General features: G+C 51.8%; 14 protein-coding genes. 5 read left to right on the forward strand and 9 right to left on the reverse strand.

Features of this window, described 5'->3' with window-relative positions; translation table 11 throughout:
* A partial coding sequence (locus F566_RS33270) for an IS3 family transposase (protein WP_020406643.1) occupies positions 1-265 on the forward strand: 265 nt, incomplete at its 5' end.
* Positions 266-312: 47 nt separating this feature from the next.
* Here the strand turns inward: F566_RS33270 and F566_RS0117510 are convergent.
* The 9 genes from F566_RS0117510 to F566_RS0117555 all read right to left on the reverse strand — a co-directional run bounded on the left by F566_RS0117510 (position 313) and on the right by F566_RS0117555 (position 8821).
* Positions 313-924 carry an AAA family ATPase gene (locus tag F566_RS0117510; protein WP_020408317.1) on the reverse strand — a complete coding sequence of 204 codons (612 nt, stop codon included), beginning with the start codon at positions 922-924 and terminating at the stop codon, positions 313-315.
* A gap of 132 nt (positions 925-1056) precedes the next feature.
* Positions 1057-2151 carry a PilT/PilU family type 4a pilus ATPase gene (locus F566_RS0117515; RefSeq protein ID WP_020408318.1) on the reverse strand — a complete coding sequence of 365 codons (1095 nt, stop codon included), beginning with the start codon at positions 2149-2151 and terminating at the stop codon, positions 1057-1059.
* Between the two features lie 15 nt (positions 2152-2166).
* The gene (locus F566_RS33275; RefSeq protein WP_020408319.1) at positions 2167-3117 is read right to left on the reverse strand and encodes a hypothetical protein; all 951 of its coding nucleotides are present in this window, start codon (positions 3115-3117) and stop codon (positions 2167-2169) included.
* Positions 3118-3167: 50 nt separating this feature from the next.
* Positions 3168-3416 carry a hypothetical protein gene (locus F566_RS0117525; protein WP_020408320.1) on the reverse strand — a complete coding sequence of 83 codons (249 nt, stop codon included), beginning with the start codon at positions 3414-3416 and terminating at the stop codon, positions 3168-3170.
* Positions 3417-3431: 15 nt separating this feature from the next.
* Complete coding sequence (locus tag F566_RS0117530; protein WP_020408321.1) at positions 3432-3986, reverse strand: hypothetical protein; 555 nt, start codon at positions 3984-3986, stop codon at positions 3432-3434.
* A gap of 118 nt (positions 3987-4104) precedes the next feature.
* Positions 4105-5943 carry a nitric oxide reductase activation protein NorD gene (locus F566_RS0117535; RefSeq protein WP_020408322.1) on the reverse strand — a complete coding sequence of 613 codons (1839 nt, stop codon included), beginning with the start codon at positions 5941-5943 and terminating at the stop codon, positions 4105-4107.
* A 2-nt stretch (positions 5944-5945) separates the two neighbouring features.
* Positions 5946-7349 (reverse strand): cbb3-type cytochrome c oxidase subunit I, encoded by a 1404-nt coding sequence (locus F566_RS0117540; RefSeq protein WP_020408323.1) that lies wholly within the window; start codon positions 7347-7349, stop codon positions 5946-5948.
* 29 nt (positions 7350-7378) lie between these two features.
* Positions 7379-7819, reverse strand: a complete 441-nt coding sequence (locus F566_RS0117545; protein ID WP_020408324.1) for a c-type cytochrome — start codon at positions 7817-7819, stop codon at positions 7379-7381.
* 207 nt (positions 7820-8026) lie between these two features.
* Positions 8027-8821: a CbbQ/NirQ/NorQ/GpvN family protein gene (locus F566_RS0117555; protein WP_020408326.1), complete on the reverse strand. Its 795-nt coding sequence runs from the start codon at positions 8819-8821 to the stop codon at positions 8027-8029.
* A 192-nt stretch (positions 8822-9013) separates the two neighbouring features.
* On the opposite strand from F566_RS0117555, the gene F566_RS0117560 reads away from it, so the two are divergent.
* From F566_RS0117560 to F566_RS0117575, 4 genes are all read left to right on the forward strand, one after another.
* Entirely contained in the window at positions 9014-9325 is a 312-nt protein-coding gene (locus F566_RS0117560; protein WP_020408327.1) for a c-type cytochrome, read from the forward strand.
* A gap of 124 nt (positions 9326-9449) precedes the next feature.
* Positions 9450-11177, forward strand: a complete 1728-nt coding sequence (locus F566_RS0117565; RefSeq protein WP_020408328.1) for a cytochrome D1 domain-containing protein — start codon at positions 9450-9452, stop codon at positions 11175-11177.
* Positions 11178-11228: 51 nt separating this feature from the next.
* Positions 11229-11600 carry a c-type cytochrome gene (locus F566_RS0117570; RefSeq protein ID WP_020408329.1) on the forward strand — a complete coding sequence of 124 codons (372 nt, stop codon included), beginning with the start codon at positions 11229-11231 and terminating at the stop codon, positions 11598-11600.
* Positions 11597-12928: a cytochrome D1 domain-containing protein gene (locus F566_RS0117575; RefSeq protein ID WP_020408330.1), complete on the forward strand. Its 1332-nt coding sequence runs from the start codon at positions 11597-11599 to the stop codon at positions 12926-12928. Before F566_RS0117570 ends, F566_RS0117575 begins: the two co-directional genes overlap by 4 nt.
* Positions 12929-12931: the final 3 nt, after the last annotated feature.

The raw sequence follows: 12931 nt of genomic DNA on the forward strand, positions 1-12931 counted from the left end.
TCAGTTGATAAAAGCCCATGGCTTTGTTGGCAGCATGAGTCGAAAGGGGAACTGCTGGGATAACGCGGTAGTGGAGAGCTTCTTCGGTAGCCTGAAGCAAGAACGGATTCAATGGCACCACTACCAGACTCGACGAGAAGCACAGCAAGATGTGTTGCATTACATCACGATGTTCTACAACAGCTTTCGGCTACATTCATATTTGGATTACCAAAGCCCGAATCAATATGAAACGGCCTGGAAAGAATTACGAGAAGTTGCTTAACTGGGTTGTCACAAATCAGTTGACCACGTCAGTTCTATTAGGCCACGTCATTCCGGTAAAAGAGCTGAAATAGATGATGGGATACCTGAAGGTAATGTTGTATCCATACAATGGAATTGGTCGGGAGCTAAGGCGTTGACGCAAGCCGTTAAATAGTTTTTCGCTTGAGCGGTTGTAGCGTTGTCTGGTAGATCTTCTAAGAATTCTGGATATTCGTTCTCAACAATATTTCTAGCTTGAGCCGCAGTTCTCATGCTCCGAAAGTTTTCGTTTATACCTTCCTCTCTATACTTCTCTTCAATTGGTGCTAATTTAGATACTAGAAGCTCAAGTCCATCAGACTTGGTATAGTTTGCAGTTAAAGTTAATTCCCCTCCGTAAATCAGAGGCATAAGTTTTGTTCTATGTTCTGATTTCAGTCGATTTAAATCTCCATTCCTTACATCGCTATACTTCACGATAAAAGATATAGGCTGTGTCTCATCGTAAAATACTGCTGATGGTATATATTTAGGTCTATTAAGCGAATGCACCAGCGCCTGAAGCACAGTTGATTTCCCGGCATTATTTTCGCCTACCAAGCAAGAAAATGATTTTGGTTCGAACTTCTCGCCTTTTAGGCCTTTAAAATTCTTAATTTCTATGCTGCTAATTTTCATTAAATTTGTTTCCGATCAAAATTAAGCTGCCTATGATTTGAAGTTCTAAATGAGTGTCCGCTTTAGGGTGCTCTATCACCATACTGAGTGTCCGCTTTGGGTCGAAAACAGCCTTTCAAAATCCCCTCTCTCTCACCCATCACTCAACCCAATATGACTCTCCACCGGCGCCCCCTCCAACCGCATCTTGATCGCCAGGTTATTCCTGGAATCCGCATTATCCAGTCCGACTTCCCGGGTGATTTTGCCCTGGTGAATCAGTTCCAGCAGGGACTGATCGAAGGTCTTCATGCCCTGGTCGGTGCTTTTTTCCATGACTTCGTGGATGCTGTCGATGTCGCCTTTGTCAATGAGGTCTTTGATATAGGGACTGGCCAGTAGCATCTCGACGGCAGGGATGCGTTTGCCGTCTTTTCCGGTCAGTAGTCGTTGGGAAATGATGGCGCGCAGGTGTAGGGACAGGTCCATTAGTAGTTCCGCATGAGCTGACTCGGGGAAGAAATTGACGATTCTTCGCAGGGCTTTATCTGCGTTACTGGCGTGGAGTGTGGACAGGCATAGGTGGCCGGTTTCGGCATAGGTAATGGCCTGTTGCATGGTCTCCTGGTCGCGGATTTCTCCCAGCATGATAACGTCCGGTGATTCGCGCATGGCGCGGCGTAGGGCATGGCTGAACGAGTGGGTATCGACCCCCACCTCACGCTGATTAACGATGGAGCGTCGGTGCTGGTGGAGGTATTCGATTGGGTCTTCAATGGTCAGTATGTGCCCGGTCTTGTGCAGATTGCGGTATTCAATCATCGACGCCAGCGTTGTCGATTTGCCAGAGCCGGTGGTACCAACCACCAGAATCAATCCACGGGGCTCCATCACCAATTGATTAAGCATTGGCGGCAGGTTCAACGTTTCAATGGTGGGGATGTCTGAGGTGATATAGCGGATGACCAGCGCCACTTCATTGCGCTGCATAAAGACATTCAGGCGGAAGCGTCCAAGCTGATCAACGGTGACGGCCAGATCAAGTTCAAGTTCTTTTTCGAACTCGGCTCGCTGTCGATCGTTCATCACGGAGTACGCCAGTTTCTTGGTGACGCCGGGGTTCAGCGCGTGCTGGGTGATTTGGGACGTCACCCCTTCCACCTTCAAAGCTACCGGTGCGCCAGTGGAGAAGTAGAGGTCTGAAGCCCGCTTCTCCACCATGGCTTTCAGATAGGGTAAAAGCTCCATAACACTATCCTGATTTCATCCTGACTTCAGAAAAGGCAGGTCCAGCCAGAGTTCAATCACCCCAACCCGAGGTTTCTTGGCGGAATAGTTGACGTAGGAACGGGTGATAATTTTAGTGTTGTCAGATTCAGGATATCCGAGCCCCTTAAGCGCATCGGTAATGTCCCCTGCAAGCGCTTTGGCTTCTGCTTCATCTTCACTGTGGAAGAATCGTACCTCGTGCTTACCTACAGCCGAGGTTTCACGATCTTCCGCAGGGACAATATATCCCTTCTCTTTCAGCACCTGGGAGAGTTCTTCCGCCTGGCCTTTGGTAGCGCTGGAAAACTGGAAGAAGACAGTTGTTTTATTCCGCTCCCTGAACTGTTTGTTGACCTGAGTGGTTTCTGTGATCACTGAAGAAATCGCATTCCCACGGGTTTCAGAGCTATCAACATTCATCTCGGAACTGGTGGTTTCTGTACCGGCGATGGAGTTCAACTGGTCAACCTGCTGAGCCAGCGATTGCAACTGGCCGGAGAGCTTTCCAAAATTTTCCACCAGCGGTTTGACTTCCGTGGAATACAACGCCACCAGATTACGCGCATCCACATTCAAGGAGTTCACTTTGAGAATGGTTTCGTCCAACTGGGAGGCCTGGGGCTCAAAATCCTTGATCTTCTTGTCCAGATCCAGCACTACCTCGTTCGCCTGTTTAGCCAGAATCCGCGATTCCACAATCAGGCCTTCGATTTCTTTACGCTTCTCTTTGATATCCGCCACGATGGATTCATCGATTTCGGCTCGGATTTCCGCTTTAATTTCGGCCTTGATATCCGACACGATATCCCAGCTGACAAAGCCGAGGGTTGCGATGACAGTGGTGCCAATGGTGGCATACACCCGAAATAACGCCGGCCTGACCCGTGCAGTCACCTTGTCAGATAACTGACGTTCGAGGAGCTCCAGCTTGTCCTCGTCCATCATCCCATCCTCTCCCTTCAATATGTCGGCGTGAGGTCTGGAAGAGCCCAGGTTTAAAGTCCGACGCCAAGCTTCTTCATAAGGTTCAATGCCGATTTGGCATGATTGGCCACTTTGACCACTTTCTGGTTTTCATCAGTGGCGTCATTGACGTCCTTGATCATGCTGTGCAGCTCTTTGAGTTCATCGTCATTGAATGCACTGCGCAACTGGGGCTTGGACATGGGCAGGGAGTTACTGACATCGTTGGCGATATCTGAAATCTCAGAACCAAATTCATCTCTCAGATCGTTCAGGCTCATGGCGGCTCTCCTCCGTTAGAATCCTGCGCTTTTAAGGGAACTTGCAATAAAGGTGGTGACACCGGGGGGAATGGGAACCAGACTGCCAACTTCTTTCAGGGCTGACTTCTGCAGGGAGGATACGGCACTCGCACTGGCCAGCAGGTCAGTGAGGCTTTCATTGGCTTCCAGGGTATTCTTGACGTTTTGGGAAATGATCTTGCGCATGCTGTCCGCTTCGGTCTTGATTTTCTTGCGGACTTCAGAGCGAATCAGCACCGCCAGGCCGGCCACATCTTCTTGCTGGCTATAACTCAGCGCAGCCGTTGAGGACAGGCCTTTTTTGCTTCGATAGGTGGCATCCGCTTTGGCATAGACATTGGACCATCGCTCATCCAGCATGTTGTAGGCAGATTCTTCCCAGGCCTCCACCATCGCCAGACCATTGTCGCCAATCGTCGTGATCCCCTTGGACACCTGACGGTTTACGTCTATCGCCGCCTGAGGCACGCTCACGCAGCCAACGTTAACTCCCAACACAAAACAAACAACCAGACCAACCAGAACCTTGAAGGCTATTTCCCTGTTCATCACCGTATTCCCGGGTATTGGTGACTGCGCGACGCACAGTGTCGATTATTCCGGACTGCTTCATTGCTAAAGCTAGCTCATCTCGAGAAATCCGCAAGATCGCGCCGCAGTACGACTGCTACATGCCAGCCAATAATGCGTACAACCTGGGAAGCTCTGCGGGGAGTTGTTCGATATTACTGACCAGGGCGTAACCTTTTCTGCCAAAGAGATAGGGCAAGTATTCATTCGCTTCATTATCAACCGTGATACAGAATGGCACTAATCCCTGCCGACGGGCTTCAAAAATTGCCTGCCGGGTATCTTCCAGGCCATACCGTCCTTCATACAGATCAAGATCATTTGGCTTTCCGTCTGTCAGTATCAGTAACAGCCGACGTGAGGCGTGCTGATCTTGCAAAATCGTGGTGGACTGCCTTATTGCGGCTCCGATGCGCGTGTAATACCCAGGTTTCAGCGCCCTGATTCGCCCTCTGACCACATCGGTGTAAGGCTCCGAAAAATTCTTGATCATATTGAATCTGATATGCTGACGCCGCCGGGAGGAAAAACCATAAAGCGAAAACCGGTCCCCCACACTGTCCAGTGCTTCGGCAAACAACAGCATCGCATCACTGATAACATCAATGACTCTACGATGATTATCCACATAGGCGTCCGTCGACATGGAAAGGTCTGCCAGCAACAGGCAATCCAGATCCCGCAATTTACCGGTAAAACGGCGATACATGGGACGGTCTGTTGTACTCCCTGTTTTTCGGTCGGCACAGAACTCCTGCCAGCGATCCAGCTCGACCTCATCTCCGTCCGACTGGTTGCGCTGCCAGTATCTCAAGGGTCTGAGCTGCTCGAACTGCGCGCGAACACCCTGCACCTTTGTTCTTAGATTGTCGGGAATCGCACCACCTTCGGTAGCCTGAACCAACATGGGCTGCAGGCAGCAATGGTCTTTCAGCAGCTCTTGCTGACGATAGTCCCATTCGGGCAACCAGATTCCCGGACCGAGAGGTGTGTCGTCCTCCGCTGCGGACGGTAGATCGAGATCAATACGGATACGCTTTTTACCGCCATACTCCTGCCGAGAAAGACTTAAATGATCCAGGTCCCTGGCGATTCGTTCCACATCCTCATCAGGACCGTCGTCAGCCGTACGATCCATCTGCAGATATTCCGACCAACTAAACAGGTTTTCCAGACGAAACACGAGCAATCCTTTATCACCATCATGCTCATCCACATAACGGCCTGCCGCTTTACCCGCGCTTTGCTGTACCTGATCTTCTCCGGGTTCGACATCCGGCGCGGAATCAGTTCCCTGACGTGGCGGCGCCTCCCCCCACTGCCGTAAAGAGGGATAAAGCCAGAAAGGCACCGGTAGCAGCCCAGCCAGATCACTGGCGGTTATGCAGGGTTGTGTCGGGTCATGCAAAGTCTTGAGAAGTAAGGCTTCCAAAGGCTGCAGCGGTGCGGGTAGATGCTCTTTCGCAAGCCTGAGAGGAAGATAGGCCTGGAGCAGCCTCCGGTAGCGACCCGCCATCACGGGATAGCTCCTTATTAACCGCCCAATACGGGCGCAGGCATCTGTTACCCAGTCCTCCGCCTGAGGCGGCTGTGCCGCCACTGCGGCCAATAACAGATACAGCTCCCGGTTGAGATCCCGGTCCGGATACACGGCAATGGTCGCAGGTAACGCCAGGACTTCAGAATCGAGGGACGGGAGCGACATTTTCAGTTGACTGCCCGCAACCCGCTGCATCAAAGTTCTTGGCAGCTTTACCGGCCGTTCGACGGCCGCTTCGAGACGAACGCCCCTGTCTCCTCCCATGGCCCGGAAAACAATACCGAGTTCCTTTGTGAGATCCTCCAATGCCACTTCGGCATGCCGAAATTGCTGATCAGTATAGCGGGTGGCCACCTTATGCCACAGGTTACCCACCCACTCTTCGACTTCAAACACGGTCAGACACTTTCGGGTATGCCACTCATCTGCGCTTGCTTCTCTTTGACAAAGAAGCTTGCGAAGTAACACAGCAATCCGATCAGGAAGACGACACCAGCGACTTCACGCAGCCAGTAGAAGATGGCAATTTTATCTTGCGTCGCCATGAAAGGCAGTGCTGTAGAAGAATCCGGCAGTCGCTGCAGCCAGACTTGCAGAATACCTGCGCCAGTCAAAAACAGCGTGATGAACACCATGGCCACTGTCATCAGCCAGAATCCCCACATCTCCACCACCTGAGACCGGTTACAGTTACCTTCAGTCCGACCGTTCAATACCGGCATGGCGTAGGAGATAATGGTCAGCACAATCATCGCATAGGCGCCATAGAAGGCCATATGTCCATGGGCAGCTGTAATCTGAGAACCATGGGTGTAGTAGTTAACCGGTGCCAGCGTATGCAGGAATCCCCAGACCCCCGCTCCCAGAAACGCCATCACCGCCGTGCCCATCGCCCACAGAGTGGCGGCTTTGTTCGGATGCACGCGGCGACGGCGATTCACCATATTGAAAGCAAAGATGGTCATGGCGAAGAAAGGTAAGGGTTCAAGTGCGGAAAATATGCCTCCCAGCCAATGCCAGTAGGGTTCCGGTCCGATCCAGTAATAGTGGTGACCGGTACCGATAATGCCGGTGATCAGGGCCATGGCAATGATCACATACAGCCATTTTTCGACCACTTCCCGATCCACCCCGGTGACCCGGATCAGCACAAAGGCCAGGATGGCACCGAGAATCAACTCCCACACACCCTCAACCCAGAGATGAACCACCCACCACCAGAAATATTTATCCAGTGCCAGATTGCTTGGGTTGTAGAAACTGAACAGGAACATCACCGCCAGACCGATCAGTCCCGTCATCAGTACCATATTGATGACCGTTTTTCGGCCTTTCAGAATCGTCATTCCCACGTTATAAAGAAATCCCAGACAAACAATGACAATGCCGATCTTGGTAATCGTGGGTTGTTCCAGGAACTCCCGCCCCATGGTTGGCAGAAACTCATTCCCGGTCATTTTCGCCAGCGTCGCATAAGGCACCAGCAGGTAGCCAAGAATGGTTAACGTACCGGCGATAGCAAACACCCAGAACAATATCCACGCCAGCTTGGGACTGTGCAGCTCAGTGTCACACTCTTCCGGCACCAGAAAATAAGTCGCCCCCATAAAACCAAAGAGCAACCAGACTATCAGCAGATTGGTGTGGACCATCCGCGCCACGTTGAATGGAATCTCCGGGAACAGGAAGTCCCCCATGACGTACTGAAGTCCCAGCACCAGTCCGAACAATACCTGACCGGCGAATAACACCAGAGCAAATATGAAATAGGGTCTGGCTACCGCCTGTGATTGATATTTCATGCAGTATTCTCCTTTATCTGTCTGCCCTGTCAGCCTTCGATATTGGGCGGCCAATCGTTGTCATCGATTTTCGAGGTCCATTTTAGAAACTCTGCGAGGTCCTCCACTTCCTGCTCAGTCAGATGAAACTGGGGTATTTTCCGTCGGTTGGGGACCTCCAGAGGTTGCGCCGCCATCCAGCTTTTCAGGAACTGGGTAAAGGCCTGTTCACCGCCACGGCGGTCAAAGACATTGGCAAGTTCCGGGGCATAGTATGCGCCCTCCCCCATCAGGGTATGGCAACCTATACAATTGTTGCGTTCCCATACATCCTTACCCCGGGCAACAGCTTCGGTAAGAAGCTCTCGGTTATCCCTCTCAGGTAGGGCGTTAACGGTTTGAAACGTTAATGCAAGGAACAGAAGAATGAAGAAAACACTGCCACCATAATAGATATTTCGAGCGGCACTCTTACTGAATTTATCCGGCATGACCTTCTCCCTGGAGTAGACTCAAATGGATACTGAGGATTTTTTTACTGCCTTTTTTAGTACTGAAAATTGCTTGCCGACCAACATACTAATGACCACAAGGGCGATAAAATTGACTGAAATCAATTGGTCCGGCATCTTTCGTCCGACTACCTCCTTAGAGGTATCAGCGTTCTTATTGATATCAGCCCCCTATTTGTATTAGCTCTAGGTATGGCCGAAATGGATATCAATGATCTGCCTCAGAGCGTCCGCAGTTTTAACGTCATCTGTTAGTGGCTCTACCATGCAGGCCTGACATGCCTGCATCGGATCCAGACCACTGGAAATCAATCTCGCGGCATAAATCAGCAACCGTGTCGATGCTGCCTCTTCCAGATCATGTTGCTCCAGTCTTCGCAGTGCCTGCCCAAGATCTACAATGCGTCTGGCAAGAAGCTTATCCACCTGCCCCTCGGTCTCTACGACCTGGGCTTCAATGTCCGGCGCAGGATAATCCAGGCTGATCCCCACAAACCGTTGTCTGGTGCTGGGCTTCATCCCTTTGAGAATATTCTGGTAACCCGGGTTGTATGACACCACCAACATAAAGTTCTCGCCGGCCTCAAGCATTTCACCGGTACGTTCCAGGGGGAGAATTCGACGATCATCAGCAAGTGGGTGAAGAACGACAGTGGTATCTTTACGGGCTTCAATGACTTCATCCAGATAGCAAATCGCCCCTTCTCTGACCGACCTGGTTAGCGGGCCGTCCTGCCAGAAGGTGCCATCGCCACTGATCAGATGACGCCCGACCAAGTCAGCGGCAGTCAGGTCATCATGGCAGGCGACCGTGTACAGCTCGCGACTAAGACGATGAGCCATGTATTGAATAAACCGGGTTTTTCCACAACCGGTAGGTCCCTTTACCAGTACTGGCAGGCAATGCCTGGCGGCATGTTCGAACAGCGCCACCTCACCACCCTGCGCAAGATAATAGGGTCCCTCACCAATGTTTTTCATCAGTGTTTACCTCCTTGATTTTCAGTGACACACCCTACCTCATCCGCCTGAGATCAGCCTGTACCTCCAATGGGGTATACGGGCCTGTAGTGGGAAATTAATTGATCCGAATCAACTTTACACAAGCATCACTCACCTAACCTCATCGTGCCTACGAATCTTAAATACCGTCCGAAATAAGGGGCACACCTCATGAAATTGATCAAGATATCCGTAGTTACTTCAATTCTCCTTTCCACTCTACTTTCAACTCCGTTAATGGCAGCTGATGCCGCGGCAGGAAAAGCCAAAGCGGCGACCTGTGCAGGCTGTCATGGCCAGGAAGGCATCAGCGGAAATGACTTATGGCCCAATCTGGCCGGGCAGAAAAAAGGTTATCTGGAAAAACAATTGAAGGCTTTCCGCGACGGCACCCGGAATGATCCGATGATGACCAGCATGACCAAATCTCTGTCGGATGAAGATATCGCCAATCTTGCCATCTACTACAGCCAAATTAAGTGACCTTGCTGCAAAGAGGAAGAACTTCACTGAATACTCGCGCCATAAAAGAGGGACCGCTTCGTTATTTTTGGGGAGGTCTCACCATTTGACATAACGAAACACTCATGATGAGAGGGAATATGTTATGCGACGAACCAAACACCATTTAGCCATTTCCTTGATCAGTCTGGCGATAGCAGGCTCCTGCTCTATCGCACAGGCGGAAACAGAAGCCGAACACGCACACAAATCACCGGGACAATACGAAAGCTCTGCAACCGCCATGACAGGTGAGGACGTCAAAATCGTCAAGTCACCCGGAGCACCAGACCTGACAGAGCAGGAATTCCAGAAAGCCACCCGTATCTATTTCGAACGCTGTGCCGGTTGCCATGGTGTGCTGCGAAAAGGTGCAACGGGTAAACCACTCACTCCCGATATCACCCAGGCCAAAGGATCAGCCTACCTGGAAGCATTGATCAGTTATGGCTCTCCCGCCGGTATGCCAAGCTGGGAAACGTCAGGCGAACTCAGCAAGGAAGAAGTCACGCTGATGGCCAATTTTCTGCAACATGAACCACCGCAACCTCCTGAGTGGGGCCTGGAGGAAATGCGCAACACGTGGAAAGTGCTGATCAAACCTGAAGACCGTCCAGACAAGCAACTCAATGACCTTAACCTTAAGAATCTCTTCTCCGTCACGCTCCGGGATGCAGGCCAGATTGCGCTGATCGATGGTGACAGCAAAGAGATTGTTTCTGTGATCAATACCGGATACGCCGTACATATTTCCCGTATTTCGTCTTCCGGTCGTTACCTGTTCGTTATCGGCCGCGACGCCAAGGTCAACATGATTGACCTGTGGATGAAAGAGCCGGCTACGGTCGCTGAGATTAAAGTGGGCCTGGAAGCTCGCTCAGTGGAAACTTCCAAATACAAAGGTTTTGAGGACACCTATGCAGTGGCAGGATCCTACTGGCCGCCGCAGTATGTGATCATGAACGGTCAGACCATGGAGCCATTGAAGGTTGTTTCGACCCGGGGAATGACGGTCGATACCCAGGAGTACCATCCTGAGCCTCGTGTGGCAGCCATCGTTGCCTCCCACGAAAAACCGGAATTCATTATCAATGTGAAAGAGACCGGTAAAATTCTCCTCGTCAATTATGAGAATATTGACGCTCTCAAAGTGACAACCATCGATGCTGCACGCTTTCTTCATGACGGCGGCTGGGACAGTACGCACCGCTACTTCCTGACCGCGGCCAACAAGTCCAACAAAGTCGCCGTTATCGATTCCAAGGAAGGATCACTTGAAGCCCTGGTGGAAGTTGGAGCCATCCCGCACCCTGGCCGGGGGGCGAATTTTACCGACAAGAAGTTTGGCCCCGTATGGGCGACCAGTCACCTTGGCGACGGCAGTATCGCCGTGATCGGGACAGACCCTGACAAGCATCCGGATAACGCCTGGAAAGTCGTGCGCTCCCTCGATGCTCAAGGGGGCGGCTCCCTGTTTATCAAAACCCACCCCCGTTCCCAGCATCTCTATGTTGATACCCCCTTGAATCCTGACACCGGTATTAGTCAGTCTGTCGCGGTTTTTGATCTCAACCGCATTGACGAAAAATACAAAATCCTGCCGATCGCTGAATGGGCGGATCTTGGTGACGGACCTAAGCGGGTTGTACAACCGGAGTTCAATGAAGCGGGTGACGAAGTCTGGTTCTCGGTCTGGAACGGCAAGGAACAAGAGTCCGCCATTGTGGTCGTCGATGACAAGACCCTGGCTCTGAAAACCGTCATCAAAGACCCCCGTCTGGTCACGCCCACCGGGAAGTTCAACGTGTTTAACACACAGTACGACATTTACTAGCCGACCACTCCGGAGGGCAACCTCCGGAGCACCTCAACGGCCGGAGACCTTATGCTCAAGCAAAACGGGATCAGAGTTAACCGGAACAGCCTGCGTGGCAGGGTGGTTCTGGCATGCCCAATGGCCGTACTGATGATCTGTTTCCACGGAACCGCCCTCGCTTCCGAGGCGGCTGCGCTGGTAAATCTGGTCAGGCAGGACTGCGGCTCCTGCCATGGTTACCACCTGAACGGCGGTCTTGGCCCTTCCCTGCGCCCTCAACAAATAGCGCAGTTCAGTACAGAAGCGCTCAGCAACATCATTAAATACGGAAAACCAGGCACGGCCATGCCCCCCTGGAAAAACCTGCTGGACGATACCAACATCAATCGGATCAGTCAGGGCCTGAAAGATGGACTTTTTATTGAAGAGGACTCCCCATGAGCCGATTCCAGCAACAGATATCCTGCGGGTTGATACTGCTCTCTATCACGCTACTTACCGCCTGCGGCCAACTGAACCGCCTACCGGATCAGACACCCGACTCGGCGTCCTCCGACGACACCTCTTTTCACTCCGATATCACGTTTCAGTCCGATACTTCTTTCCCTTATATGGGTGGAACCGGTGATCTGGGATTGGTCATTGAGCGCACAAGGGGCAGCGTACTGATTGTAAACACGTCCAGTCAGCAGGCCATCCGGCGCATTGAGGGGCTTGGAGATCTATCCCACGCCTCCGTCGTGTATTCACGGGATCAGCGCTATGGTTTTGTATTCGGACGCGATGGAGGATTAACCAAGGTTGACCTGCTGCAGGGCGAAATTGCCTCAAGAATCATTCAGGCAGGCAATAGTATCGGAGGCGCGATCAGTCAGGACGGGCGTTATGTGGCAGTTTCGAATTATGAACCCGGAGGTGTCAGGATATTCCGGAGTGACGATCTGTCCCTGGTCGCGGATATCCCGGCCACTGAGCTACCGGAGACAACAATATCCACAAACAATCAACCTGTGCGCAGACACTCAAAAACGGTTGGGCTGGTGGATCTTCCGAGCAATCGCTTTGCTGTGAGTCTGTTTGACAGCCATGAAATATGGCTCATTGAAATGACCGACACAGATCCGCAGACCCAGGGAATACAACCACAGGTTACCAAATACACTGGGGTGGGACGTCAGCCCTACGATGCACTGGTCACTCCTGAAGGCCGATACTACATCGCCGGACTGTTTGGCGATCAGGGCATGGCAAAACTGGATCTCTGGGAACCGGAACGGGGAATACAGAGAATCATGCCGACCTACGGCCTCAAGGAAAAACGTCTGCCGGTTTACAAAATGCCTCACCTGGAAGGCTGGACCCAGGCTGGCCCTTACCTGTTCGCACCGGGGGTTGGTCATCATGAAGTGATCGTGATCGATACCCGCTCGTGGGAGATCATCAAACGTATCCCGACCCACAGCCAGCCCGTATTCGTGATGGCTCAGCCGGACGCAAGACGGATCTGGGTTAACTTTGCTCATCCTCATAACAACATTCTGCAGGTCATTGATACCAAAGAGTTGCAAATCATCAACACCATTGATGCCGGGAAAACCGTCCTGCACATGGAGTTCACGCCCCGGGGAGATCAGCTCTGGGTATCTCTTCGTGATGAAAACCGGATCGTGATATTTGATCCCTACCGTATGTTGCCCATTGCCAGTGTGGCAGCGCAGGCACCAAGTGGCATCTTTTTTACTTCCAGAGCGCATCGCCTGGGGCTGTGAGAC

It is taken from the genome of Hahella ganghwensis DSM 17046, assembly GCF_000376785.1.
GTDB classification, from domain to species: Bacteria; Pseudomonadota; Gammaproteobacteria; order Pseudomonadales; family Oleiphilaceae; genus Hahella; species Hahella ganghwensis.

Coding starts and splice junctions, on each gene's coding strand:
- F566_RS0117510 (WP_020408317.1), bottom strand. CDS start 924: ATGAAAATTAGCAGCATAGAAATTAAGAATTTTAAAGGCCTAAAAGGC.
- F566_RS0117515 (WP_020408318.1), bottom strand. CDS start 2,151: ATGGAGCTTTTACCCTATCTGAAAGCCATGGTGGAGAAGCGGGCTTCA.
- F566_RS33275 (WP_020408319.1), bottom strand. CDS start 3,117: ATGATGGACGAGGACAAGCTGGAGCTCCTCGAACGTCAGTTATCTGAC.
- F566_RS0117525 (WP_020408320.1), bottom strand. CDS start 3,416: ATGAGCCTGAACGATCTGAGAGATGAATTTGGTTCTGAGATTTCAGAT.
- F566_RS0117530 (WP_020408321.1), bottom strand. CDS start 3,986: ATGAACAGGGAAATAGCCTTCAAGGTTCTGGTTGGTCTGGTTGTTTGT.
- F566_RS0117540 (WP_020408323.1), bottom strand. CDS start 7,349: ATGAAATATCAATCACAGGCGGTAGCCAGACCCTATTTCATATTTGCT.
- F566_RS0117545 (WP_020408324.1), bottom strand. CDS start 7,819: ATGCCGGATAAATTCAGTAAGAGTGCCGCTCGAAATATCTATTATGGT.
- F566_RS0117555 (WP_020408326.1), bottom strand. CDS start 8,821: ATGAAAAACATTGGTGAGGGACCCTATTATCTTGCGCAGGGTGGTGAG.
- F566_RS0117560 (WP_020408327.1), top strand. CDS start 9,014: ATGAAATTGATCAAGATATCCGTAGTTACTTCAATTCTCCTTTCCACT.
- F566_RS0117565 (WP_020408328.1), top strand. CDS start 9,450: ATGCGACGAACCAAACACCATTTAGCCATTTCCTTGATCAGTCTGGCG.
- F566_RS0117570 (WP_020408329.1), top strand. CDS start 11,229: ATGCTCAAGCAAAACGGGATCAGAGTTAACCGGAACAGCCTGCGTGGC.
- F566_RS0117575 (WP_020408330.1), top strand. CDS start 11,597: ATGAGCCGATTCCAGCAACAGATATCCTGCGGGTTGATACTGCTCTCT.